This is a genomic window from Streptomyces sp. ATCC 21386, assembly GCF_018728545.1.
Lineage (GTDB): Bacteria > Actinomycetota > Actinomycetes > Streptomycetales > Streptomycetaceae > Streptomyces.
The window spans coordinates 5,255,650-5,279,237 of sequence record NZ_JAAVVL010000001.1 but is presented as its reverse complement, the minus strand read 5'-3'; the positions used below and the strand labels follow the sequence as shown (position 1 = coordinate 5,279,237).

The window sequence follows — 23,588 nt, the reverse complement described above, 5'->3', positions numbered from 1 at the left end:
CCCAGCTCCCCCTTTTAATAAGCATCTTGGATGCAAGATTGCTAGGCTGCTGCCGTGAGGCTGACCAGATACACGGATCTCGCACTCCGGGCGGTGATGCGCCTGGCCGTCGTGGAGAGCGAGGAGTTGCTGACCACGCGACAGATCGCCGACTCCATGAACGTCCCCTACACGCACATGGCGAAGGCCATCGCACAGTTGCAGCACCTGGGGGTGATCGAGGCGCGACGCGGCCGCAACGGCGGGCTGACACTCACCGAGGCGGGCCGGAGCACCCACGTGGGGGATCTGGTCAGGACGCTGGAGGGCGACCGGGAAGCCGTGGTGTGCGAGGGCGACACTCCTTGCCCGCTCGCGGGCGCCTGCCGGCTGCGGCGAGCGCTGCGACAGGCTCAGGACGCCTTCTACGCCTCGCTGAACGGTGTGACCGTGGCCGATCTGGTGACGTCACCGACAGGGCCGGTCCTGCTGGCCCTCGGCGCTCCCCCGGGCTGACCGTTCCGCGACTCACGGTCGCGATCGTGACCACGAGCGACCACTGCGGCCAAAAATTCGAGTCTCACATACCAATTCAATTGCATGCCCAGACGACTCGGTTCCCGTGACACCGAATCGACTCTCGATACAGGAGTGTGTCTGATGCTTTCCGCGCAGTCGGCCCCCGTCGTCCGTGCGACGCTTCCCGTGGTGGGAGCCTCGCTGACCACGATCACGGAAGTGTTCTACCGGCGGCTGTTCGAGGAACGTCCGGAGCTGCTGCGGCATCTGTTCAACCGCGCCAACCAGGCTTCCGGCGCCCAGCGCGAGGCCCTGGCCGGTGCGGTGGCCGCCTTCGCGACGCTCCTGGTCGAACGGCCCGACGAGCGCCCGGACGCCGTGCTCGCGCGCATCGCCCACAAGCACGTCTCCCTCGGTGTCACCGCGGACCAGTACCCCTTGGTGGGACGTCACCTGCTCGGGGCGGTCGCCGAGGTCCTCGGCGACGCCGTCACCCCCGAGATCGGTGCGGCCTGGGAGGAGGTCTACTGGCTGATGGCCAATGCCCTGATCGCCATCGAGGCCCGTCTGTACACCGAGGCGGGGGTGGCGGAGGGCGAGGTGTGGCGGCCCCTGGAGATCGCCGAGCGCCGCCAGGAGTCCGCCGACGCCGTGTCCCTGGTCCTGCGCCGGCCCGACGGGCGTGCGACGCCCGCGTTCCGGCCCGGCCAGTACGTCAGCGTCCGCGTGGGCCTGCCCGACGGAGCCCGCCAGATCCGCCAGTACAGCCTGTCCACGGCCCCCGACCACAAGACCTGGCGCATCACGGTCAAGCGGGAGAGGGCCGCCGACGGCTCCGTGCCCGACGGCGAGGTCTCGTCCTGGCTGCACGCCCACGCCGAGGTGGGGGACGTCCTGGACGTCTCGCTGCCGGCCGGTGATCTCGTACTGCCGGAGGGCGACACCCCGCTCCTCCTCGCCTCCGCCGGCATCGGCATCACCCCGATGCTGTCGATGCTGGACCACCTCGCCCTCACCTCCTCCACGCGCCCCGTCACCGTCGTGCACGCCGACCGCTCGCCGCTCGACCATGTGCACCGGGACGAGCAGGCGGACCTCGTCAGCCGTCTGACCGGAGCCGACCTGCACCTGTGGTACGAGCAGGACGCCCACCTCTCCCCGAACGCCAACGTCTTCACCGGACGCGCGGCACTCGACCACCTCACCCCGGCCCCGGACACCACCGCCTACCTCTGCGGGCCGCTTCCCTTCATGCGCGCGGTGCGGGGCGAGTTGCTGGCCAAGGGGCTGCGTCCCGCCGCCGTGCACTACGAGGTGTTCGGCCCCGACCTCTGGCTCGGCAAGTGAACGGGACGCGGCACCTTCCCGACATCCGCGACCGCCAGGACGTGGAGCGACTGGTCGGCGCGTTCTACGACGACGTCCTCGGCGATCCCCTGATCGGCCGGTTCTTCACGGAGGTGGCGCGCGTCGACATGGCCGCCCATCTGCCCGTGATGGCCGACTTCTGGGAGAGCGCCCTGCTGTCCCCGGGCGTCTACCGCCGCAACGCCCTGCGGGCGCACCGCGCCCTGCACGCCGAGAGCCCGCTGCGCGCCGAGCACTTCGACCGCTGGCTGGAGCTGTGGTCGGCGGTGGTGCGGCGGCGGCACGCGGGACCGGTGTCCGAGCGCGCCGTCGCCAAGGCGCACGCGGTGGCCCGCGCCCTGCTGCACAACACGACGGGCGAGGGGCGGGCTGCCCGCCCGGACCCCGGTCCCGTCCTCGTCACCATCGAGCCGTCGGCCGGCCACCGACGGACGGGCCCGGGTCGCCTCCGGCCGGGCAGCGAGGGGTGAGGCACGGGGCATCTCCGCCCCGCCGTCGCACGCCCCCGGCGGCGTTCAGGCCGTCGTGTCCGGCTTCCAGTCCTGGGCGAGGAGCCCCAGCACGACCTCGTCCAGGAACTCGCCCATCACCCAGGCGGAGGAACGCAGCACTCCCTCACGGAGGAAGCCGTTGCGCTCGGCGGCGCGCAGCATCGCGACGTTGTCCGACAACGTCTCGATCTGCAGCCGGTGCAGACCGCGCACGACGAACGCGTAGTGGCACAGCACCGCGACCGCGTCCGTGCCGTAGCCCTTGCCCCGGGAGGCGGGCAGCAACCCCATTCCGATGTGCGCGGTCCGATTGTGGGTGTCGATGCCCCAGAGCGCCGTGGAACCGACCAGGGTCCCGCCCTCCGCCTCGACCACGGAGAACTGGACCCGCGCCTGCTCCTCGTCGTCCGCCATGAGCCGCGCGTCCTTGTCGGGGGCGAGCGGCCGCCACGGCGCGGTATCGGTCCGTGAGCCGTAGACCACGTCGTTGTAGAGCTCGGTCCGCAGTATCGGAATGTCGTCCTCGTGCCGGGCCCTGAGCCCGACCTTGGCACCTCTCAGCATGCGAGCTTCCTACCGGGCGGGAAGAGCAGGCGGCAATCGATTTAGCGATCACCGCAGCGGTACGCCGAAGATGCGCCGCCGATCGGGGACGAGGCGCGGGCCCCGGGAAGAGCCTGGGTAGGCTTCCTGCGAGGCCGCGCGACCGCGTGGTGCCCAGGCACCGTCGTACCGACCGGTGCGGAGTGCCGCTCGACCAGGAGAGACATGATGTCCCCGACGATTCGCAGGGCTGTCATCCCCGCCGCCGGCCTCGGTTCCCGTCTGCTGCCCCTCACCAAGGCGATCCCGAAGGAGATGCTGCCGGTCGGCGACAAGCCGGTCATCGAGCACACCGTGCGTGAGCTGGTGGACTCCGGCATCACCGACATCACCATCGTGGTCTCCGGCGGCAAGAGCCTCATCCAGGACCACTTCCGGCCCAACCCCGCTCTCGTCGAGCAGCTCCGCGAGGACGGCAAGACGGCGTACGCCGACGCGGTCGAAGAGGTCGCGGAGCTGGCCCGCCAGGGCCACATCACCTATCTCGACCAGTACGGCCCGTACGGCAACGGCACGCCGGTGTTGAACGCCGCCCGCGCCTTCGGCGACGAACCGGTGCTCGTGCTCTGGCCCGACGACGTCTTCGTGGCCGAGGTCCCCCGTGCCCAGCAGCTCATCCGCGCCTACGAGCAGACCGGCTGCCCGGTGCTGGCCCTCCTGCCGATGGACCCCACCGAGTCCCAGCGCTACGGCGTGCCCATCGTCAAGGAGGACCTCGGCGACGGCCAGCTACGCATCACCGGCCTGGTGGAGAAGCCCGAACCCGCCGCCGCGCCCTCGGCGTTCGCGGCCATCGGCGGCTACGTCGTCACCCCCGGCATCATCGACGAACTGCGCGAGCAGACCCGCCGCTGGTACGAGCACCGGACGGGCGAGGTCTACCTGACCGACGCCATCAACGCCTACGCCGCGACGCGCGCGGTCTACGGGCAGGTCATCAAGGGCCGCTGGTACGACACCGGCAACCCGGCCGACTACCTGGTCGCCCAGATGGCCTTCGCCCTGGCCCACCCGGAGTACGGGCCCGTCCTGCGCGGCCTGGTGAACGGCCTCGACGCCTCCTCCGACTAGCCGCACACCACCCTGACGAACACCACCCCGCCCCGGAAGTCGCTCCGGGGCGGTTCCGCATCATCCCTTGCAAAGGTCCGGACCAACTGCTAATCCCTTTCTGTTAGGAAAGTTTCCTACCAGTTGGCAGGAGTCCCCCATGAGACCGGCACGATCCGTTCTGCTCGTCGCCGCGCTGCTGCTCCTCGGCCTCGTCCTCACCCCCGCGACCGCGCAGTCCGCCCCCAAGGCCCCGACCCCCGTGGCCGCCAACGGGCAGCTCAAGGTCTGCGGCACCAAGCTCTGCAACCAGCAAGGAAAAACGATCCAGCTCCGCGGGATGAGCACCCACGGGCTGCAGTGGTACAGCCAGTGCGTCACCGGCGGCTCGCTCAACGCCCTCGCCACCGACTGGAAGGCGGACGTCCTGCGCGTCTCCATGTACATCCAGGAGGACGGCTACGAGACCGATCCGCGCCGCTTCACCGACCTGGTCCACTCCGCCGTCGAGCAGGCCACGGCCCGTGGCATGTACGTCATCGTCGACTGGCACATGCTCGACCCGGGCGACCCCCATTTCAACCTCGCCCGCGCCAAGACCTTCTTCTCCGAGATCGCACAGCGCCACCGCGACAAGAACAACCTGCTGTACGAGATAGCCAATGAGCCCAGCGGCGTGAGCTGGTCCCGCATCAAGAGCTACGCCGAACAGCTCATCCCCGTCATCAGGGCCAAGGACCCGGACACCCCGATCCTGGTCGGCACGCGCGCCTGGTCCTCGCTCGGTGTGTCGGAGGGCGCGGACGAGTCCGAGGTGGTCGGCAACCCGGTGAACGCCGCCAACATCATGTACACCTTCCACTTCTACGCGTACTCGCACCGGGACGAGTACCTGCGGACCCTCTCCCGCGCGGCCGACCGCATCCCCGTCTTCGTCACCGAGTTCGGCACCCAGAACTACGCGGGCGAGGGCGCGAACGACTTCGCCATGTCGCAGCGCTACCTCGATCTCCTCGCGGCCAAGAAGATCAGCTGGGTCAACTGGAACTACTCCGACGACCAGCGCAGCGGCGCCGTCTTCAAGCAGGGCACCTGCGCGGGAAACGGTCCGTGGACCGGCACGTCATCTCTCAAGCCCGCGGGCGTGTGGGTCCGTGAGCGCGTCAGGACACCGGACGACTTCTGACCGGTGGCCAGGAGGACGGCGGGAGCCGTCCTACCGGCACGTGTGCCCTCGTGCGCACGTGCCGGCTCCCGGCGCCCGGCTCCCGGCGCCCGGCTCCCGGCGCCCGGCTCCCGGCGCCCGGCTCCCGGCTCCCGGCCGCGCCGCGGCCGCGGGGACCGGGAGCGTTTTTCTACTCCGCGCCTTCGACCAGGCGCCGGACGCCGGCCCTGTCCAGCTTCCCGGAGGCGTTCCGCGGGACGGCCGGCACGACAGTGAGGCGCTCGGGCAGCTTGTACCGGGCCAGCCGGTCCGCCGCGTAGGCGTGGACGGCCTCCAGGGTGATCTCCGCCGTGCCGTCCACGCTCACGACGGCCCGCACGCTCTCACCCCACTCCTCGTCGGGGACGCCGACCACGGCGACGTCCAGGACCCCCGGCATGGCCGCCAGGACCCGCTCGACCTCGGCGGGGTAGATGTTCTCGCCGCCGCTGATGATCATGTCCTTGAGCCGGTCGACGATGTACAGGCAGCCGTCCTCGTCCAGGTGGCCGACGTCGCCCGAGTGGAACCAGCCCTCCTCGTCGAAGGCGGCGCGGGTGGCCTCGGGGTCGTTCCAGTAGCCGGGGGTGACGTTGGGGCCGCGTACGACGATCTCCCCCGGTTCGCCCGCCCCCAGGGGGGCGTGGGTGGCCACGTCGACGACCCGGACCTCGGTGAACGGCATGGGGATGCCCGCCGAGCCGACCTTCTCGCGGGTGCGCTCCACCGGCAGGTGCGTGGCGAACGGGGCGGTCTCGGTCAGGCCCCAGGCCTGCTGGAGCAGCACGCCGTGCCGGGCGTAGAGCTCGATGAGGGAGGGCGGTACCGGGGCGCCCGCGACCACGATCGACCGCAGATGGCCGAGGTCCCGGTCGAACAGACCGGGTTCTCTCGCGAGGGCGGCGAACATCTGGGGGACGCCGAACATGGAGTTGACCCGGTGGGTGACCAGGTCGTCGAAACACGTCCGCGGGTCGAACCCGCGACTGACGACCACTGTGCCCCCGCGCACCAGGGTCCGGATCACGAAGCTGTTCAGGGTGCCGATGTGGAAGAGCGGGGCGGCTGCGTAGGTGACGTCGCCGCGGCGGGTGTCGAGTCGGAGGTCGACGTTCACACCGTTCCACCAGACGTTTCCGTGGGTGAGCAGGACGCCCTTGGGCGTACCGGTGGTGCCGGAGGTGAACATCAGGATCGCCGGGTCGTCGGCGGATTTCGGGGCCACGGAGGTCGTCGGCGGGGCATCGGCGAGGAGACCCGCCCAGGACTCCCAGCCGGCCGCGCCCCCGGTCGGCACCTCGGGGTCGTCGTCCACCAGGAGGAACCGGGCGAGGGCGGTCCGGTCGCGGATCTCGTCGACGCTCTCCCGGTGCCCCTCCTCGCAGACGAGGGCGGTGGCACCGCTGCGGACGAGGACGGCTTCCAACTCGGCTACCGCCAAGCGGAAGTTGACGGGGACGAAGACGGCGCCCAGCCGGTGGGCGGCCAGCAGGGTGACCAGGAAGGAACTGCTGTTGAGGCCGAGATGGGCGACCCGGTCTCCGTCACCGACGCCGCCGTGGGCCAGAACGGTGGCCAGGCGGGCGGACCTGTCGTCGAGTTCGGCACAGGTGAGGTCGCCGCCCGGGTAGCGGATGACGACGGACGTGCCATGGTGGCGGGCGTTGCGCGCGACGGCGGCGGCCGGGTTGAGGTCCACCCGCAGGCCCGAGTTGCGCGGGTGGGGTCTCGTCGCTTCAGGGGTGGTCACGAGCGGCTCCTCGTCAGGCGTCGGCCCGCCGCAGGCTACGCCGTGGATCGGTTCCCCGGGCCGAGGCCGAGGGCGAGTCCGTGGCGAATTCGCACATCAGGCCCCTGCCGAGGTACCGGACGCTGTTGGTAAATCCGCCCCGCTGGATCTCATTCAGCGGGGCGGAGTGCTGCGAAGGGTGAGGTGCGGGTGGACGACGGCCTGCACAACCCCAACGGGGTCGTGCAGGCCGTCGTCACGCAGGCCCCCGGATTTACCAACAGCGTCCGAGGTACCGGGAGGGGCTACGGGAAGCGACGGAACGGCAACGGGCTCGGAGTGTTGTCGCTCCTGCGCGTCGGCACCCGGCTCACCGATCCGGCGTGCGCCCACGCCCTGCTGCGATGCCTCACACCGGCCGGACCGACCGGGCCGGTGGGCGCCTCCTCAGTCCCGCGGCGGTTTCAGGCTGACGGGAGTGGGGCCGTCGGGGCGGACGGTGATGCCGTGGACGGCCTTCGGGGGGTCGGAGTGGAAGACCGGGAGGTGGGCCGGCAGCAGGTGTTCGAGGAGGACGGTCGACTCCCGCAGCGCGAACTGGAGACCGAGGCAGGCGCGGGGCCCGATGCCGAAGGGGAAGTACGCGCCCGGGTGGGTGGGGCGGCCGCCCGGGGAGGTGAAGCGCCGCGGGTCGAAGCGCTCGGAGTCCGGCCACAGGACGGGATCGCGATGGGTGAGGTAGGGGCAGACCAGGAGGTCGGAGCCCGCTTCGACGGTGTGACCGCCGAGGACGTCGTCCTCGGCGGCGTGGCGGGCGAGGATCCAGGCCGACGGGTAGAGGCGGAGGGTCTCGTGGATCAGGGCCTGGACGGCCTGTCGGCGCTCCGGCGAGTCCTCGTCGCCGGCGGCGAGTGCCCGTTCGCGGGCTTCGGGGTGCCGGTCGAGGAGCAGGTAGAGCCAGGTCAGCGTGGTGGCGGTGGTTTCGTGTCCGGCTGCCAGCAGGGTGACGAACTCGTCGCGGATCAGCTGGTCGGTGTATTCGGGGTGCTCGGCGGAGGCATCGGTCAGCACCTGCAGCAGTCCCGGACCGTGGGGGCCCGCCTCGCCGTCGCGGGCGGCGTCGATGGCGTGCCGGGCGACCGCGTCGATGCGTGCGAGGTCGGCGGCGACCGCCTCCCGGGCCTTGTCGGCGTCGGCGGGCAGGGCCGGCAGCGCGGCCCCCACGGCTTCCACGGCCGCCAGTTCGCGCTGGGTCTCGTCGTCGAGGGGGTGGCCGGTGAGGGACCGCCAGATGGTGTCGAGGGCGAACCGGCGCATCTCCTGGCCGAGGTCGAAGGTCTGCCCCGTACGGGCGCAGGCGTCCCAGCGTGTCGCGGTGGTACGGGCGGCGGCGGTGATGCGTTGTTCGTAGCGGCGCATCCCGGGGCCGGTGAACTGGGACTGCAACAGGCGGCGTTGTCGTTTCCACGCCGCGCCGTCGGCGGCCAGGAGGCCGTCGCCGATCAGCAGACGGGCGCGGTGCGAGCGTTTGACGTAGCGCTCCGGCCGCAGGACGAGGACGTGCCGGACCGCCTGCGGGTCGGTGACGAGGACGGTGGGCGTCGGCCCGAGGCGGAACGCCGCGACCCCGCCGAGCCGTTGCCGCACCAGCGTCAGCAGGTCGATCAGCTCACCGCCGTCCGTCCGCCACCGGGCCACCAGCGCCGGTTCGGCCTCGGGAACGGGCGGTGCCGCTCCGGGCATGTGCGCAAGAGAGCCGGAACCGGCTTCGGTGTCCATGTGTCTTCCCCCTGCTCGACTGCTCGCAGCACGGACTGTACGGGAACGAGCACCTTCGGTGACAGTCGGTCAGCACCCGTTCGTGCCACCGGGGAACCGCCTCCACGACCCGGCGTCGCGATCGTGAACTACATCGCATACCCGGGGTTCAGCTTGCGGGCGGGGGTGGTGGACATGTTCGGATGAGACGATGCGCTCCCCCCACCGCACAGATCCGCATCAGTTCTCCGACGACCGCTCCGACACGCCGCGCGACCCCTACGAGGAGCTCGGCGCCCTCGACGACGGCCCCCTCGAAGTGACCTCCCTGGAGGAGTTCTTCGACGAGGACACCACCGGGCGCGGTGACGAGGAGGAGCAGGAGCCGCCGTGGTCCCCGCCCGTGCACCGGCGGGGCGGACGGCGGCGCCGGGGTCGGTTCGCCGGGCTGCCGCTCGCGGTGAAGGGGGTCGTGGGACTGGTGGTCCTCGCCGCGTTCGCCGGCCTCGCGGACCGGTGGGCGGTGCTGTACGCGGAGCACCGGGCCGCGGACGCCCTGGAGGACCGGCTGGAGCTGGCCGCGGCCCCCGAGGTGGAGATCGGCGGCTTCCCCTTTCTCACCCAACTCGTCGACAAGCGGCTGGAGTCGGTACGGCTGACCGTGCCGGACGTCGCCGCCGACCGGGTGTCGTTGGCGAGGGTGTCGGCGACGGCCCATGACGTGCGACTGGACGCCGAGGGCTTCACCTCCGTGCGCGGCGCCCACGTCCCGCGGCTCGACGGCGACGTGCTGCTGTCCTTCGCCGATCTCAACCGCGAACTCGGCGCGTCCCAGGTGACGTTCACCGGCGAGGGCCGCGACCGGGTCCGGGCGCGGGGCACCCTGCCGGTCGCCGGGCGTGATCTGCGGCTGCGGGCCGAGGCCACGATCCAGCGGCAGGGCGAGCGGGGCATCGCCACGGAGATCGGCGGCATGCGCCTGGACATCGGGGACCTGGCCACGTTCCGCCCCGGCACGCGGCCCTCGGAGGGGCTGCACCTGACCCCGAAGGCCTCCGCCGACCTCGCGCGGGAGACCCGCAGGGCGAAGGCGCTGCTGTCGGTGCCGGCGATCGTACGGCGGCTGGGGATGTCGGACGCCACGGCCCGCGCCGCCCTCGCCGACGAGGGCAAGCTCACCGAGCTGACCGGGTCGCCGCGTTTCGCCCGCCGGGCCCAGGACCTCAACCTCATCGACCTGGCCCTGGACAACCCCGCCGTACTGCGCCGTCTCGGCCTCGATCCCGACCTCCTCGACGCCCTGTCCCGGCTGACCCGCCCCGCGCTCGCCGACCGGCTCTCCCTCTCCTTCGAACTGCCGGAGCCGGAGCGCGGGAACGTGCGGCTGCGCGACGTGCGCGTGGAGGAGGACGGTATCCGGGTCCGGCTCACCGGGTCGCAACTGGCCTTCGGTGGCCAGTGATTCAGTGGTTCTTGATGAAATTTGGTGTGCAGATGTGTTGACCTCTGTTCGAGATCTCTTCTACGTTGCGGGAGCCACTGAGCCGCCGACCCGCACAGCCGGGTTTCGCGGACGCAACTGTCCAGAAAGGGATCTGGTGCCACGAAAGAACCATCGCGGGACAGCCTGCCTCGCGGCATCGCTGGCCGGCATCACGGCATTCGGCGGAGTTCTCGCCTCCCCCGCGTCCGCCGCCTCCTCCCGCCACGCCTCACCGCCGCCGGTCAGTGACTTCCGCGGCGTCAACTGGGCCGACCCGCGCGACAACTACGCCGACGACGCGGTCGTCCCCTCGGGCCTGTCCACCAGCGAGAACTACGGCACCACGTACGCCAAGTCCCGGGCGATCATCGGCGGCTTCGCCAAGCTCGGTGCCAACACGGTCCGTCTGCCGGTCAACCCCACCTCCGTGAACGGTCCCTTCTGGAAGTCGTACCGGGCCGCGATCGACGCCGCCACTGCCAAGGGCTTCAAGGTCATCCTGGGCTACTGGGAGGCCGACAACGCCAAGGACGGCAAGATCGACGACCAGGCCGCCTGGGACCGTATGTGGGCGCGGATCACCACCGCGTACGGGCACAACCCCAAGGTGTACTTCGAGCCGATGAACGAGCCGTTCGGCTACACCTCCGAGGAGTGGCGCGACGTCGCCGCGCGCTGGCTGGCCACCCACCGTGCCGTCCCCCGCGACCGGGTCCTCATCGGCGGCTTCAAGTACAGCGAGGACGTCAAGCCGATCTGCGCGGACAGCCGGCTGAACGGCACCCGGATCGCCCTGCACAACTACGGCTTCTGGCACACCGACTGGACCAGCGTCGACCAGTGGAAGGCGGACTTCAAGGAGCGCATCGGCACCTGTGCCTCGCGCACCATCCTCGACGAGTTCGGCGCGTCCATGACCACCGGCCTGAACTACAACGGCCCGGTCAACGGCTCCAACGAGGTCGCCTACATCCAGGCCGCGACCGACATCATCCGGGAGCTGGGCCTCGGTTCGGTCTACTGGCCCGGTCTGCGCAACGGCGACACCTACTCCCTCACCACCCTCCAGGGCACCGGCACCCGCCTCAGCCTGAAGGTCAACAACCAGAGCGGCCTGGACCGGCTGCACTGGGCCTGGAAGCAGAAGTAACGGCGCACGGCGTCCCCGGGGGGAGCCGGCGCGACATCGATGTCGCGCCGGCTCCCTCGTCCCGCCGCGGCGGAGCGCGGACAAGTCCCGGTCGCCGTGCGCTACGGCCGACACATCTCCCGCGTCGTCTCCAGCGACGGCGTCACGGTGTTGCCTACGATCAACGCATGAGTGAGTGGAAGCGGAGTCTGGACGCGGCTGGCATCCGGGATCCCGGGTTGCGCAAGGACTACGGCGGACAACGGGACTTGGTGGCGCGTGGCCGGAGCACTTCGTATCTCGCGGCTCGACTGCTGCTGCCACGGCGGCTGCTGCCCCACGCGGTGGCGGCGACGGCCGTGATGCACCACGGCGACAATCTGCTGGACACCGGCCCGAAGCCGCAGCGGGTCGCGGCGTGGGCGTCGTGGGAGCAGGAGGTGCGCAAGGCACTGGACACCGGGACGAGCGACGATCCGCTGATCCGCGCCCTGCTGCACACCACGGCGGAGCATCCGCGGCTGCGGGGGACGGTAGAGGAGTATCTGTCCACCGCCACCACCGACTTGGAGTTCACCGGCTTCGCCACGGAGGCGGACTACCAGGCCTACGTGGACGCCTACTCGCTGCCCGCCTTCATGCTGGTCGGGTCGTTGCTGGGCCCGGAGGCCGATGACGGGCGGTTCCGGGCGGCGTGCCGGACGCTCATGGAGGGCAGCCAGCGGCTGGACTTCGTCAACGACCTGGCCGAGGACCTGCCGGAAGGCCGTCTCGGCATCCCGGCCGAGACGCTGGCCCGCTTCTCGGTCACGGTCGAGGACCTCGCCGCGGGCCGGCAGTCGGCGGGCGTACGGGAGTTGGTGCGGGACCAGGTCGAGGCGGCCCGCGTCTGCCTGCGCACCGCCGCCGGACTGCCGGCGCTCGGGGAAGGGCCCGGCGGAGTGCTCCTGGACGCGGTCGTCAGGATCGAGCTGCTGACCGCCGACGCGGCGTCCGCCCGTGGTGCCCGGCTGTCACGCGGTTCCGCGTCCCCACCGGTGGCGGGCACCCTGCGGGTGCTGCTGGGCGCCCGCCGAAAGGCCCGCGAAAGGCGCGGCGGCGCATCGGACACCTGAGGCACGCCCGAGGCACACCTGAGACGCACCGCTCCCGCGGCCGCCCTGTACAGCCTGGCCCTGCACGGTTCTCCGCGGACGCTGGGCTTGGCGGTCGCCGTGACCACCGGGAACGCGACCAGCACGTCCGGCTGACCGCCGCCGCCGAGCGGTCCGGGTGCCCCTTATGCCCGCCGGTTATGCCCGCCGGCATCCACGCGGTCGCCACCGGGGACGCCGTCGTCGCCCCCAGTCTCACCCGCCGGCTCCTGGACGCCTACGCCCACCAGGTCCTCGCCCCGACCGGCACGCCCCTGCCCCCCGACCCCCGGCTGCGGAGCCTGAGCGAACGCGAGCACGAGGTGCTCGTCGCCATCGGCCGGGGATGGACCAACACGGAGATCGCCGAACGTCGCGTGCTCACCGAGTCCACCGTGAAGAAGCACGTCGGCCGCGTCCTCGCCAAGATCGGTGCCCGGGACCGCGTCCAGGCCGTGATCATGGCCTACGACGCGGGTCTGGTGCGGGCGAAGCCGTAGCCGTGTCGCCCTGTGCGGTCGGCGTCGGCTCGGACGGTCCGTCAGTCGCGTGTCGTGCGGCCGAGATGGGTCACCGGCCCGGGGTCCGGTACCTCGATCTCGTGGAAGCCCAGGCGGTCGTAGAAGGCGCGTGCCGGTGTGTTGGCGGTGACCATGGTGAGGTGGACGGCCGGGACGCCCCGGTCGCGCAGCGCTCGCAGGAAGGTGCGCATGAGTGCCCGGCCGTGGCCCCGGCCCTGCCAGGCGGGGAGGATGTCGATGTGCAGATGGGCGGGGTACGGGAGGAGTTCGGGAAGGATCATGCGCTCGGGGTCGTGCAGGAGCCGGACGATCGCCGCGTCGGGGGTGTCCGCCCGGTCTGCGGGCAGCGGGAAGCGCTCCGCCACCAGGGGAAGCCACTTCGCACGTAAGTCCGCGACGAAGGCGGGGGTGTCCGCGGTGCCGAGGATGTAGCCGACCGCTCGACCGCCGCCGTCGTCGAGGACGAAGGCCAGCTCCGGTTCCAGGTGGGTGTACGGGGTGGCGAAGGTCGCCGGGAAGACGTCGGGGTCCGCGTGGACGGGACGGCTGTCGCCGCCGTTGTGGGCGGTGCGGACGCAGATGTCGTGGACGGCGTCGCGATCCTCGGGCCGGTACGGGCGGACTGCGGGAGTCGGGGTCATCGCAGCATCCTGCGCGGTGTCGCCCGCCCCCACAACCGCCCGAGCGACAGCGTCTCTCGAGGCCACGCACGCTTCCCCGTGCGCCGGGCTCGGCTCAGCCGCCCCTCTCCTCAGCGCGCGGCCCCGAACCACCGGGCGAGCGCGTCGAGCAGGTCCCTCTGGTCCTCGCCGGCCCACGCCACATGGCCGTCGGGTCGCAGGAGGACCGCGGGCGCGTCCAGGTCCTCGGCGGAGTCGACCACGTGGTCGACCCGGTCCGCCCAGCCCTCCGCCGAGAGCGCGCCGCTCGGGTCGAGCAGCAGGCCGCGGCCGTCGTGCATCAGCTCGTACAGCCGCCCCCGCTTCAGCCGCAGGTCCCGCATCCGGCGGCCGAGCAGGTCGTGGCCGTCGCCGAGGTCGTAGCGCACGTCGACCCCGGTGATCATGCCGGTCACGTACCGGTTGACCTCCTCGAAGTCCATCAGCTTCGACAGCAGCTCCCGCAGCGCGGTCGGCCCCGGCTCGGACCCCAGCAGGGTGATCTGCGCGCGGGTGTTGACCAGCACGCGGGCGGCGACCGGGTGCCGCTCGGCATGGTAGGTGTCCAACAGCCCCTCCGGCGCCCAGCCGTTGACCTCGGCGGCCAGCTTCCAGCCCAGGTTGAAGGCGTCCTGCACACCGAGGTTGAGTCCCTGGCCCCCGGTGGGGGGATGGATGTGCGCCGCGTCGCCGGCCAGCAGCACGCGGCCGACCCGGTAGCGCTCGGCCTGCCGGGTGGCGTCGCCGAACCGGGAGAGCCAGCGCGGTGAGTGGACACCGAAGTCGGTGCCCGCGAAGTCCCGCAGCCGCCGTCTGAACTCCTCCAGGGTGGGCGGGGTCGTACGGTCCTCGGACACCCCGTCGGCGGGTACCAGCACGCGGTAGGTGCCGTTCGCCAGAGGAGCGAGGCCGAAGCGCAGTTCGGTCCTGCGCACCTTCCCGACGATCGCGGTGATCGTCGCCGGGTCCTCGGTCGCCCCCATCTCGCCCAGCAGTGTCTCGACCGTGGCGGGCTCGCCGGGGAAGCCGACGCCGAGCAGCCTGCGGACGGTGCTGCGGCCCCCGTCGCAGCCGACGAGGTAGCGGGCGCGCAGCCGGGTGCCGTCGGCCAGTTCCGCGGTCACCCCGTTCTCGTCCTGGTCGAGCCCCACCAGTTCGCCGCCGCGCCGGAGGTCGGTGCCGAGTTCCAGCGCGCGTTCCTGGAGGATGCGCTCGGTGACCGGCTGCGGGGTGGCGACGCCGTACGCGTGTGCCGTGTCCAGGCTCTCCGGCCAGGGCTTCATGATGCCGCCGAAGAGTCCGCCGACCCGGAACTTCTCACTGACCGCGAGGAACCTCTCCAGCAGGCCGCGCTGGTCCATCACCTCGACACTGCGCGCGTGCAGGCCCTGCCCCCGGGACTCGCCGGTCGGTGCGGTCAGCCGCTCCAGCACGACCGTCTCCACACCGGCCAGCCGTAACTCGCTCGCCAGCATCAGCCCGGTCGGTCCGCCCCCGACGACGATGACGTCGATCATCTCAACCCCCATGTGCGCAGTTGTGCCGTCGCTTCTCGCTTCGGTCGGCGATTCTGCGGCACGGGGAGGGTCTTGCCGCAAGCCCCCCGGTGCGCTATACGTTGAGAGTGGCAAGGAGGACTGGACCTCCTTGCCTTTGTCGTTCTCCTCCGGTTCTCCGGCATCGCCGTGGTTCTCCTGCGTCGCCCTCCGGTTCGCGTGACGGCCCGGGGCGTGCCCACAATGGCGCTGTGCCGGGAACGGAGCGTGCGATGTTCTCCCGGACCGCACGCGGCCCGGAAGCACCGTCAGTCGCTCAGACGGCGCCGCAGGAGTTCCTTGCCGAGGTCGGCGCCCTTTCGGCTGTCGGCCTGCGCCTTGCGGAACAGCTCCACGACCTCGGTGTCCTTCTCCCGCTCCGCGTCCTGGATGTACGACTCGAGGCGCAGCGCGTTGCTCAGACAGGCCTCCACGTACTAGATCAGGTTGTAGTCCTGGTCGGCGGTACCGGTCACGCGGCCGGTCTCGGCGGTGCTGGTCACGTTCTCCTCCTCCGTTTCGTGGACAGGGGGCCCGCGCCCGTCCGGCGCGGCTCCCGAAGCGCCGCCCGGGTACCCGGGCGTCCGCCGCGTACACGGCCCCGGCCCGCGAGCCGTCCGGTGAGGTGTCCCGGCGGCGTCCGAGGGCACACGGCTCACACCACCTAGGGCAGAAGGGCCGGATGACGTGCGTACCGTCGGTGTCGAAGAGGAACTCCTGCTGGTCGATCCGGATACCGGCGAGCCGCAGGCGCGAGCCGCGGCGGTGCTCGCGCGGGTCGCGCTGGAGGGCACGGGGCAGGACGTGTTCGAGAAGGAGCTGCACGACGAACAGGTGGAGTTCGCGACCCATCCGCAGTCGTCGATGGCCGATCTGGGGGCGGAGATCGTCCGCTGCCGCAAGGACGCGGCCCGTCATGCCGAGGGGCTCGGCAGCGCGGTCGTGGCGCTGGCGACGTCGCCGCTGCCGGTGAGTCCGACGATCACCGTGAACAGCCGGTACCGCTGGATGGCCCGCGAGTTCGGCCTGCACACGCAGGTGCAGCTGGTCTGCGGCTGCCATGTGCATGTGTCCGTCGAGTCCGACGACGAGGGCGTGGCGGTCCTGGACCGGATGCGCCCGTGGCTGTCCGTGCTGACGGCCCTGAGCGCGAACTCCCCCTTTTGGCAGGGTCACGATAGTCGGTACGCGAGCTATCGCAGCCAGGTCTGGGACATGTGGCCCATGGCCGGGCCGACGGACCTCTTCGGCTCGGCGGAGCGGTACCACCAGTGCGTCACGGACCTGATCGCCACCGGGGTCGTACGCGACGAGGGCATGATCTACTTCGACGCCCGGCTGTCCCAGCGGTACCCGACCGTCGAGATCCGGGTCGCGGACGTCTGTCTGCACCCCGACACCGCGGTCCTCGTCGCCGCCCTCGCCCGGGGGCTCGTGGAGACCGCCGCCCGTGAGTGGCGGGCCGGTGTGGAGCCGCTCGGACACAGTGCGGGGCTGCTGCGGCTGGCCACCTGGCGGGCCGCCCGCTCCGGGATCTCCGAGAACCTCCTGGATCCCGTCACGATGCGGCCCCGGCCCGCCGTGGAGGTGATCCGCTCGCTGCTCGACCACGTGGCGGACGCCCTCGCCGACCACGGGGACGCCGACCTGGTCCGGGACGCCGTCGCCGCGCTGACGGGGCGCGGCAACGGAGCCCGGGTACAGCGTGAGGTGATGGCCCGGACGGGCAGCCTGCGCGAGGTCGTCGCGGCCTGCGTACGGCACACCCAGGCCTGACCCCGGCGGCCCCGTCCGTTCCGGCGGCGTCCGGAACGCACCGCTCCCACCTGCGGTCGAGCACCTCGTGCGCGTAGGTCGTCGAGGACGGGGTAATGCGTGCAGCACATACGGCGGCAGCGTCCGCCGACGTCTACGATCATCCGGTTCGCGACCGGAGCCGGAGGAGCCCGAACATGAGCGCGTGGAGCCCGGATCACACCGAGTGGCGGCCGCCGGGTCCGGCGGTGCGCTCAGCGGCCGGGCTGCCCGACCTCATGGACGCCGGTATGTACGCGGTGGACGGCAACGGCCTCGTCGTCGCGGCGAATCCCCGGGCCGAGGAGTTGCTCCGCCGCCCGGCCGACGGACTCGTCGGACGGGACGCCCACGAGCTGCTGCACCGGGACCAGCTCGGGCACACCGTGCCGCGGGCGACGTGCGCGATGATGCGCGCGTTCCTCAGTGGCCGCACTGCCGGCGGGGACCGCGAATGGTTCCTGCGCGGCGACGGCACGCTGCTGCCGGTCACGTGGCTGGTCACCCAGTGCCGCCTCGACGGGTCGGCGACCGGCGCGGTGGTGCTCTTCCACGAGTGCGCCCCGGAGAGCGACGTCGTCACGGACGGCGAGCCGCCGACGCTGTCACAGCTGGACCGGCTGGCGCTGCTCGCCGAGACGACGACCCGGCTGAGCTCGACCCTGGACGCCGAGGAGGCGGTCGCCCGCCTGGTGCGGCTGGTGGTGCCGAGGCTGGCGGACTGGGCCGTCGTGGACCTGATCACTGAGAGCGACGACGTCTGGCGGACCACGGTGGCGACCCACCGCGACGGCGTGGTGGTGCGGCGCGAGGAGTTGGAGGGCCCGCTCCCGCCGGTGCACGAGGAGTCGCTCATGCCGCTGTCCCGGGCACTGCGCGGGGCGGCGTCGACCCTGGCCGGGCCGGAGACCTACCAGGGGCCGGCGGACTCGGGGATCACGGTCGCCCAGCAGAGGCTGTTCAAGGAGGCGGGGCTGCGCTCCGCGGCCATCGCGCCCATCCGGGGGCCGCGCGCCGTGCTCGGCGCTCTCACCCTCGGTCTGAGCGAGCGGCCGGGGGCCTTCACCGACGCCGAGCTGTCCCTGTTGGACGACATCGCGCGCCGGGCCGGGCTGGCGCTGGAGAACGCGCGCCTGTACCAGCGGCAGCGGCACATAGCGGAGACCATGCAGCGCCATCTGCTGCCCCAGATGCCGGAGGTGCCGGGGCTGCGGATGGCCGCCCGCTACGAGTCGGCGTCGAAGTCCTCGCAGGTCGGCGGCGACTGGTACGACGCGTTCTCGCTGGCCGACGGGTCCATGGCGGTGGCGATCGGGGACGTCGTCGGACACAACATCGACGCGGCGGCCGGGATGGCCCAGGTCCGCAACATGCTCCGGGCCTACGCGTGGGCGCTGGAGGAGCCGCCGAGCGCGATCGTGGAGCGGCTGGACCAGGCCGTGGTGAACGTGACCGAGGCGTCCATGGCGACGCTGATCTTCGGCCGGGTCGAGCGGGACGACGACGCGTGGGCCCTGCGGTGGACCAACGCGGGGCACCCGCCGCCGCTGCTGATCACCCATGACGGCAGGTCCCGGTTCCTGGACGAGGAGCACGACCACCTGCTGGGTACGGGGCTGCCCCGGGCACGCACCGACACCCTCACCCCGCTGCCGCCGCAGTCCACGCTGGTGCTGTACACGGACGGTCTGATCGAGTCCCCCGGGCACACGCTCGACCGGGGCCTGGCCCGGCTGCGTCAGCACGCGGCGGCTCTCGTCCACCGGCCCCTGCACGTCTTCTGCGACCTGCTGCTGGAGCGCGCGCGTCCCGTCGACAACGACGACGACGTCGCCCTGCTGGTCTTCCGGACACCGGCCGAGGACGGTGAGGCGGGTGACCGGTAGAGCGCCGAAGCGGGCCCGGGGCTCCGGAGGGCCACGGTCTTCCCCAAGGCCCCACACATCCCTACGCTTTCGCACGCGTAGCAGCTCTCCGCACGGGAAACACGAGCGTCGGAGGGGAACGCGCCATCGCGTCCGCCTCAAGCAGCCGAACCGGGGACGACGAGATGTCAACAGAGCCACGTAGGGACGACAAACTGCCTGCCGAGGAGATTTACGACAGCCACGCCGCCTTCGACGGAGAACTCGGCGACGTGACGGGGGCGCGTACGGCCGCGGAGGGGTTTCTCGGCGTCCTCTCGCGCACGTCGCCGCCGGCCGCTGTCGAGCACTGGGACGACATCCTGCTGGTGGTCACGGAACTGGCCGCCAACGCGGTGCAGTACGCCCCCGGGCGGTTCGAGCTGACGATGCGGCGCACCCTCGACGGGGTGCATGTGACGCTGGGGGACACGAGCACGACATCGCCCGCGCCGCGCCCCTTCAGCCCCAGCCAGGGCGGCGGCGGAATCGGCTGGTATCTGATCCAGACGCTGTGCGAGGAAGTGAGCGTGGTGGTGCACGACCACGGCAAGGACGTCCACGTCTTCCTGCCGTGGTGAAGGCGCTGGTGCAAGCCCCGGGGTCTCGGCCCCGGCGGCGGGCCGGTGAAGGTCGCGCGACCCTCAGGTCAGCGGCACCAGCACGCTGATGGTCTTGCCGCCGGCCGCGCGGCGCTCGACGTCGACCCTGCTGGAGAGGCGGTTGATCAGCGGCCAGCCGTAGCCGTTGCCCTCGTGGGCGCGGGGCAGCGCGCCGGGCCCGTGGGGACCCACGGGCACGGCGGCGCTGTGATCGCGGACGCTGAGCCGCACGCCCTCAGGCGTGAGGGCGACGTCGAACCCGGCGATCCCGCCGCCGTGCCGGACCGCGTTGGTGACCAGCTCGGAGACGACGAGAATGAGATCGATCATCGACTGCTCGGTCGGTGGTCCCGCCGGGGAACGCCACCGCTCCCCCACGAACGCCCGTACGTGACGGCGGGCGGCCGCGGCGGTGGTGATCGCGATCGGCGGCCGCGGCGGCCGGCCGTCGGGTCCTGCCGCTTCCGCGGGAGCGGGGTCGTGGTGCACGAGCGGGCGGCGTTCCATCGATGTCATGGCAGGTAAGGGGTCGACGACTCGGGACAGCTGGGTCCTTCACTGTTCATGAAGCGCCGCATACCCGCTCCCGCCCGGACCATGGCTGCCGAGATCTCCCGGGAGTGTCGTCCCGGTCCCGCACAGCTCCGCGGTCGCGGTCGCCTGCGCGGCGGCGAGCTGCGCGCGTGCCGCGTCCAGGGCCCGGCGGACGTCGCGGGTGCCCGTGGACACGCACAACGTGTATGCCAGGTCCTGCGCGCGGCGGACGCTCTGCGGATCGCCTCGATCGCCCTGGTGGGCGACGACCGACTCGTACTCCTCGACGAGCCGGCGCAGGGTCGCGGGGTGGGGCATCAGCATCTGTGTCGCTCCTGGGGGTTGTCAGACGGTGGGCGTGGTGCGGCCGAGGGCCTCTTCGCGGACGCGCGCGCAACTGCGGCTGATGAGGCGGGAGACGTGCATCTGGGAGATGCCGAGACGGTCGGCGATGCGGTTCTGGGTCATGTCCTCGAAGAAGCGCATGTAGAGGATGGCCCGCTCGCGTTCGGGCAGCCGGCGCAGCCCTTCCTTGACCGACTCGCGGTCCACGACGGTGTCGTAGGCCGTGTCGGGGGCGCCGAGGGTGTCGGCGAGGCTGTAGCCGTCGTCGCCGGAGGCCATCTCGGCGTCCAGGGAGAGCGCGCTGAAACTGTCGAGCGCCTCCATCCCCGCGTGGACCTCTTCCTCGGTGAGCCCGGCGAGGGCGGCGATGTCGGCGACGGAGGGCTCGGCGGCACCGCCGGAGGTCTGGCTGAGTTCGCGCCGCGCCACGCGCACCTTGTTGCGGAGGTCCTGCACCCGCCGGGGGACGCGCAGCGTCCACATCCGGTCGCGGAAGTGCCTCTTGATCTCTCCGGTGATGGTGGGCACGGCGTAGCTCTCGAACGCCCCCCGGTCGGGTTCGTAGCGGTCGACGGCCTTGACCAGGCCCATCGCGGCGACCTGGCGCAGGTCCTCCAGGGACTCGCCGCGGTTGCGGAAACGGCCGGCGATGCGGTGGGCCATGGGCAGCCAGGCCCGGACGAGTTCGTCGCGGACCCGGTCGCGTTCGGGCCCCTCGTCCATCGCCGCGAGCCGGGCGAAGTCGCCCGCGGTGTCGGGGGCGTCGTCGTGCGTCCTCCTGTCGGAGGTACCGGGACGAACGGATGTGCCTGAGCCGTTTGCGGACACATTGACCAGCATGGGAAATCGCTCCTGAACGACGCTTTCAGGGACTTCGCGGCGGGGAACGGTGGCGGGCGGCCGAGGCCCGTGCGCGGAACACCGCTTCCGTCGGCGTGCCTCCCGTACGGAGGCGTGGAACTCCGATTGCCCCGCGACCCGGGAGGCAAACAGCGGTCCGCGCATTCTTGGTGACGGATCGCCAGACCCGCTGAGGCAGGTCACTCGGGTCGGCGGCGACTTCTGGCCAGAGTGGGGAGCGACACGGTCCCTTTACCGAATGAGGAGGACTGAGACGCGCTTCGCGGGGCAAGCGTGGGATGGCAACAAGGCTTCGGGCGAGAGGGGTGGACAGCATGGCAGCCGTGACGGCACGTACTACGGCCACGGCACGGGGGAGGGTCATGACGGACGGGGTGGACCTGCCCCTGATCGAGGACCCGTCCCAGGTAAGGCCCAAGGACGCGCGGGAGATGTCCCGGCAGTTCTTCGACCGCTTGGCCATGTTGGACGAAGGCACGCACACCTACCAGTACGTGCGCAACACGCTCATCGAGATGAATCTCTCGCTCGTGCGGTACGCGGCCTCGCGCTTCCGCGGGCGCGAGGACTCCCTGGAGGACATCGTCCAGGTCGGGACCATCGGGTTGATCAAGGCCATCGACCGGTTCGAGCTGTCCCGGGAGGTGGAGTTCACCACCTTCGCCGTGCCGTACATCGTCGGCGAGATCAAGCGGTTCTTCCGGGACACCAGCTGGGCGGTGCATGTGCCGCGGCGCTTGCAGGAGGCGCGGGTGGAGCTGGCCCGCGCGACGGACGAGTTGCAGTCCCGGCTGGGCCGGATGCCGACGACGCGTGAGCTGTCGGAGCTGATGTCGCTGTCCGAGGAGGAGGTCATCGAGGCGCGCAAGGCGTCCAACGGCTACAACACCTCCTCGCTCGACGCGGCGCTCACCTCCGACGGCGGCGAGGACAGTGACACCGTGCTGGGGGACCTCATCGGCGAGGAGGACCATTCCCTGCAGCTCGTCGAGGACTTCCACTCGCTGGCGCCGCTGATCGCGGAACTCGACGACCGTGAGAGGCGGATCCTGCATCTGCGGTTCGTGGAGGAGCAGACCCAGTCACAGATCGCCGAGCAGCTCGGGGTGTCGCAGATGCATGTGTCCCGGCTGATCAGCCGCATCATCAAGCGGCTGCGCGCGGGACTGCTGGAACCCGGAGTCGCCTGATCGGGGCCCGTGTGCCCGCACGATTCGCGGGTATGCGCACGGGCGCATCGCCGGGCGATGCGTCGAATCCGTGAATCGGGGCAACCGCCCCGATCGGTCCACTCCTTGGAGGTTCTCGTGTCCGTTGCCCACAACCCCCTGTCGATCAAGGTCGACCTGCCCCGGGACGACGCCGTGCTGCTCACGATCGCGGGGGAACTGGACATCGACACGGCGACCGAGCTGCAGCACCATCTGGCGAACCAACTGCGGCACGGCCGAAAGCACTTCCTGCTGGACGTGTCGGCCGTCCCTTTCATGGACTCGTCCGGCATGAACATCATTCTGCGCACCTATCAAGAGGTGCGCCGGATCCCGGGCGGGGTGTACGTGATCGCCCCGGCTCCGGCGGTGCGACGCATACTCGATCTCACCGGTGTCAGCCTCACCGTGTCCACGGTGGACAGCGTGGACGAGGCGCTGGCCGCCGTGGACTCCGGGCAGGTCGCCCCGCATCCGGACGAGCCGCCGGCCCAGGAATGAGCCCGCTGCCCGTCAACGCGCCGACGGGCAGCGCCGCTTGGCATCTCCGTCGGCGCGGCGGCACACACCCATGGCCAATGGTTGTCGTTTGACAACTATGGCCGGAAGGCAACAGAGTGAGCCGGGGGCCGAGAGTGGGAAGGGTTGGAATGAGGCTGTCGAACCGGGACCGGGTCGGCGGCGATCAGGCGCTCCGCGCGTCGGTGGCGTCGCCCTCGTGGATCTGTGCCGCCGCGGCGTCGCAGAACGCCTCCAACCCCTCCACCAGAGCGGTCCGCTTCGCGGCCGGCATCTGCTCCAGCACGGACCGCAGGGCGCGTTCGCGCCGGGCGCGCAGGTCCACGAGGTACGACCGCCCGCGCCGGCTCAGCCGCAGACACAGCTCGCGCCTACTGGCCGCACTGGTGTGGCGCTCGACGAAACCCACCGCCTCCAGCCGGTCGCAGAGCCGGCTGGTGGAGGGCGGCGTCGAGCCGAGGGCGTCGGCGAGCATCCGCAGATTGATCCCGTCGTTGTGCTCCAGGATGAACAGCACACGGAGCTGGGAGGCGGACACGGGTGCCGTCGAGGCGCGTCCCCACACGACCTCCAGCAGCTCTGCCGCCTCGGAGGTCACACGCGCCACCTCGTCCGGCCGCGGATGGGAGGAGGAAGTCACGCACCCACTCTTCCAGG

General features: G+C 71.4%; 22 protein-coding genes and 2 pseudogenes. 14 read left to right on the top strand and 10 right to left on the bottom strand.

The genetic code is table 11. The annotated features are described in order from the left end of the window. The first annotated feature begins 54 nt into the window (after positions 1–54). From GWK25_RS22480 to GWK25_RS22470, 3 genes are all read left to right on the top strand, one after another. Entirely contained in the window at positions 55–495 is a 441-nt protein-coding gene (locus GWK25_RS22480) for an Rrf2 family transcriptional regulator (protein WP_215452399.1), read from the top strand. A 144-nt stretch (positions 496–639) separates the two neighbouring features. Beyond that, positions 640–1,845 (top strand): globin domain-containing protein, encoded by a 1,206-nt coding sequence (locus tag GWK25_RS22475; protein ID WP_215452398.1) that lies wholly within the window; start codon positions 640–642, stop codon positions 1,843–1,845. Further along, on the top strand, positions 1,842–2,336 hold the full coding sequence (locus tag GWK25_RS22470; RefSeq protein WP_308404286.1) for a group III truncated hemoglobin: 495 nt from the start codon (positions 1,842–1,844) through the stop codon (positions 2,334–2,336). Before GWK25_RS22475 ends, GWK25_RS22470 begins: the two co-directional genes overlap by 4 nt. A gap of 45 nt (positions 2,337–2,381) precedes the next feature. Here the strand turns inward: GWK25_RS22470 and GWK25_RS22465 are convergent, their stop codons facing one another. Further along, positions 2,382–2,921, bottom strand: coding sequence for a GNAT family N-acetyltransferase (locus GWK25_RS22465; protein WP_215452395.1), 540 nt, complete (start codon positions 2,919–2,921; stop codon positions 2,382–2,384). 207 nt (positions 2,922–3,128) lie between these two features. Here GWK25_RS22465 and GWK25_RS22460 point away from each other — a divergent pair, with 207 nt between their 5' ends. Beyond that, positions 3,129–4,031, top strand: coding sequence for a UTP--glucose-1-phosphate uridylyltransferase (locus GWK25_RS22460; RefSeq protein ID WP_215452393.1), 903 nt, complete (start codon positions 3,129–3,131; stop codon positions 4,029–4,031). A 139-nt stretch (positions 4,032–4,170) separates the two neighbouring features. Next, positions 4,171–5,196: a glycoside hydrolase family 5 protein gene (locus GWK25_RS22455; protein WP_215452391.1), complete on the top strand. Its 1,026-nt coding sequence runs from the start codon at positions 4,171–4,173 to the stop codon at positions 5,194–5,196. 169 nt (positions 5,197–5,365) lie between these two features. On the opposite strand, the gene GWK25_RS22450 is transcribed toward GWK25_RS22455, so the two are convergent. Both GWK25_RS22450 and GWK25_RS22445 read right to left on the bottom strand, forming a co-directional pair. After that, complete coding sequence (locus GWK25_RS22450) at positions 5,366–6,964, bottom strand: long-chain fatty acid--CoA ligase (protein WP_308404285.1); 1,599 nt, start codon at positions 6,962–6,964, stop codon at positions 5,366–5,368. Between the two features lie 426 nt (positions 6,965–7,390). Then, entirely contained in the window at positions 7,391–8,722 is a 1,332-nt protein-coding gene (locus tag GWK25_RS22445) for a cytochrome P450 (protein ID WP_215452389.1), read from the bottom strand. Between the two features lie 190 nt (positions 8,723–8,912). Between GWK25_RS22445 and GWK25_RS22440 the strand changes: the two genes are divergently transcribed. From GWK25_RS22440 to GWK25_RS22425, 4 genes and pseudogenes are all read left to right on the top strand, one after another. Further along, entirely contained in the window at positions 8,913–10,163 is a 1,251-nt protein-coding gene (locus GWK25_RS22440; protein ID WP_215452386.1) for a DUF2993 domain-containing protein, read from the top strand. 136 nt (positions 10,164–10,299) lie between these two features. Continuing rightward, a complete protein-coding gene (locus GWK25_RS22435; RefSeq protein ID WP_215452385.1) occupies positions 10,300–11,334 on the top strand; it encodes a glycoside hydrolase family 5 protein in 1,035 nt (344 codons plus the stop codon). Positions 11,335–11,501: 167 nt separating this feature from the next. Continuing rightward, positions 11,502–12,428 carry a squalene/phytoene synthase family protein gene (locus GWK25_RS22430; protein ID WP_215452383.1) on the top strand — a complete coding sequence of 309 codons (927 nt, stop codon included), beginning with the start codon at positions 11,502–11,504 and terminating at the stop codon, positions 12,426–12,428. A 170-nt stretch (positions 12,429–12,598) separates the two neighbouring features. After that, positions 12,599–12,946, top strand: a pseudogene (locus GWK25_RS22425) (response regulator transcription factor); the annotation flags it as partial. Positions 12,947–12,987: 41 nt separating this feature from the next. Here GWK25_RS22425 and GWK25_RS22420 read toward each other — a convergent pair. The 3 genes and pseudogenes from GWK25_RS22420 to GWK25_RS22410 form a co-directional block, all read right to left on the bottom strand. Then, a complete protein-coding gene (locus GWK25_RS22420; RefSeq protein ID WP_215452382.1) occupies positions 12,988–13,608 on the bottom strand; it encodes a GNAT family N-acetyltransferase in 621 nt (206 codons plus the stop codon). Between the two features lie 110 nt (positions 13,609–13,718). Then, positions 13,719–15,143 carry a rifampin monooxygenase gene (gene rox, locus GWK25_RS22415; RefSeq protein WP_215457508.1) on the bottom strand — a complete coding sequence of 475 codons (1,425 nt, stop codon included), beginning with the start codon at positions 15,141–15,143 and terminating at the stop codon, positions 13,719–13,721. Between the two features lie 287 nt (positions 15,144–15,430). After that, positions 15,431–15,664, bottom strand: a pseudogene (locus GWK25_RS22410) (hypothetical protein). Positions 15,665–15,848: 184 nt separating this feature from the next. Between GWK25_RS22410 and GWK25_RS22405 the strand changes: the two are divergent. The 3 genes from GWK25_RS22405 to GWK25_RS22395 all read left to right on the top strand — a co-directional run bounded on the left by GWK25_RS22405 (position 15,849) and on the right by GWK25_RS22395 (position 19,440). Next, positions 15,849–16,937, top strand: a complete 1,089-nt coding sequence (locus GWK25_RS22405) for a glutamate--cysteine ligase (RefSeq protein ID WP_215452381.1) — start codon at positions 15,849–15,851, stop codon at positions 16,935–16,937. A 176-nt stretch (positions 16,938–17,113) separates the two neighbouring features. Next, positions 17,114–18,841 carry a SpoIIE family protein phosphatase gene (locus GWK25_RS22400; protein WP_215452380.1) on the top strand — a complete coding sequence of 576 codons (1,728 nt, stop codon included), beginning with the start codon at positions 17,114–17,116 and terminating at the stop codon, positions 18,839–18,841. Between the two features lie 164 nt (positions 18,842–19,005). Next, positions 19,006–19,440, top strand: a complete 435-nt coding sequence (locus tag GWK25_RS22395) for an ATP-binding protein (protein WP_215452379.1) — start codon at positions 19,006–19,008, stop codon at positions 19,438–19,440. A gap of 63 nt (positions 19,441–19,503) precedes the next feature. Here the strand turns inward: GWK25_RS22395 and GWK25_RS22390 are convergent, their stop codons facing one another. The 3 genes from GWK25_RS22390 to GWK25_RS22380 are packed head-to-tail and all read right to left on the bottom strand — an operon-like array spanning position 19,504 to position 21,180. Further along, complete coding sequence (locus GWK25_RS22390) at positions 19,504–19,977, bottom strand: ATP-binding protein (RefSeq protein ID WP_215452377.1); 474 nt, start codon at positions 19,975–19,977, stop codon at positions 19,504–19,506. Positions 19,978–20,016: 39 nt separating this feature from the next. Then, complete coding sequence (locus GWK25_RS22385; protein ID WP_215452375.1) at positions 20,017–20,319, bottom strand: DUF5133 domain-containing protein; 303 nt, start codon at positions 20,317–20,319, stop codon at positions 20,017–20,019. 21 nt (positions 20,320–20,340) lie between these two features. Continuing rightward, positions 20,341–21,180 (bottom strand): SigB/SigF/SigG family RNA polymerase sigma factor, encoded by an 840-nt coding sequence (locus GWK25_RS22380; RefSeq protein ID WP_215452374.1) that lies wholly within the window; start codon positions 21,178–21,180, stop codon positions 20,341–20,343. 383 nt (positions 21,181–21,563) lie between these two features. Between GWK25_RS22380 and GWK25_RS22375 the strand changes: the two genes are divergently transcribed. Together GWK25_RS22375 and GWK25_RS22370 are read left to right on the top strand one after the other, a co-directional pair. After that, entirely contained in the window at positions 21,564–22,391 is an 828-nt protein-coding gene (locus GWK25_RS22375) for an RNA polymerase sigma factor SigF (protein ID WP_215452373.1), read from the top strand. A 117-nt stretch (positions 22,392–22,508) separates the two neighbouring features. Beyond that, positions 22,509–22,913: an STAS domain-containing protein gene (locus GWK25_RS22370; RefSeq protein ID WP_215452372.1), complete on the top strand. Its 405-nt coding sequence runs from the start codon at positions 22,509–22,511 to the stop codon at positions 22,911–22,913. Positions 22,914–23,097: 184 nt separating this feature from the next. Here the strand turns inward: GWK25_RS22370 and GWK25_RS22365 are convergent, their stop codons facing one another. Further along, on the bottom strand, positions 23,098–23,571 hold the full coding sequence (locus GWK25_RS22365; protein WP_215452371.1) for a MarR family transcriptional regulator: 474 nt from the start codon (positions 23,569–23,571) through the stop codon (positions 23,098–23,100). Positions 23,572–23,588: the final 17 nt, after the last annotated feature.

Bases quoted from the DNA above. Each gene is read 5' to 3' on its own strand.
- GWK25_RS22475 (WP_215452398.1), top strand. From the start codon at position 640: ATGCTTTCCGCGCAGTCGGCCCCCGTCGTCCGTGCGACGCTTCCCGTG.
- GWK25_RS22465 (WP_215452395.1), bottom strand. From the start codon at position 2,921: ATGCTGAGAGGTGCCAAGGTCGGGCTCAGGGCCCGGCACGAGGACGAC.
- GWK25_RS22460 (WP_215452393.1), top strand. From the start codon at position 3,129: ATGTCCCCGACGATTCGCAGGGCTGTCATCCCCGCCGCCGGCCTCGGT.
- GWK25_RS22455 (WP_215452391.1), top strand. From the start codon at position 4,171: ATGAGACCGGCACGATCCGTTCTGCTCGTCGCCGCGCTGCTGCTCCTC.
- GWK25_RS22445 (WP_215452389.1), bottom strand. From the start codon at position 8,722: ATGGACACCGAAGCCGGTTCCGGCTCTCTTGCGCACATGCCCGGAGCG.
- GWK25_RS22440 (WP_215452386.1), top strand. From the start codon at position 8,913: ATGCGCTCCCCCCACCGCACAGATCCGCATCAGTTCTCCGACGACCGC.
- GWK25_RS22430 (WP_215452383.1), top strand. From the start codon at position 11,502: ATGAGTGAGTGGAAGCGGAGTCTGGACGCGGCTGGCATCCGGGATCCC.
- GWK25_RS22420 (WP_215452382.1), bottom strand. From the start codon at position 13,608: ATGACCCCGACTCCCGCAGTCCGCCCGTACCGGCCCGAGGATCGCGAC.
- rox (WP_215457508.1), bottom strand. From the start codon at position 15,143: ATGATCGACGTCATCGTCGTCGGGGGCGGACCGACCGGGCTGATGCTG.
- GWK25_RS22400 (WP_215452380.1), top strand. From the start codon at position 17,114: ATGAGCGCGTGGAGCCCGGATCACACCGAGTGGCGGCCGCCGGGTCCG.
- GWK25_RS22395 (WP_215452379.1), top strand. From the start codon at position 19,006: ATGTCAACAGAGCCACGTAGGGACGACAAACTGCCTGCCGAGGAGATT.
- GWK25_RS22390 (WP_215452377.1), bottom strand. From the start codon at position 19,977: ATGACATCGATGGAACGCCGCCCGCTCGTGCACCACGACCCCGCTCCC.
- GWK25_RS22385 (WP_215452375.1), bottom strand. From the start codon at position 20,319: ATGCTGATGCCCCACCCCGCGACCCTGCGCCGGCTCGTCGAGGAGTAC.
- GWK25_RS22380 (WP_215452374.1), bottom strand. From the start codon at position 21,180: ATGCTGGTCAATGTGTCCGCAAACGGCTCAGGCACATCCGTTCGTCCC.
- GWK25_RS22375 (WP_215452373.1), top strand. From the start codon at position 21,564: ATGACGGACGGGGTGGACCTGCCCCTGATCGAGGACCCGTCCCAGGTA.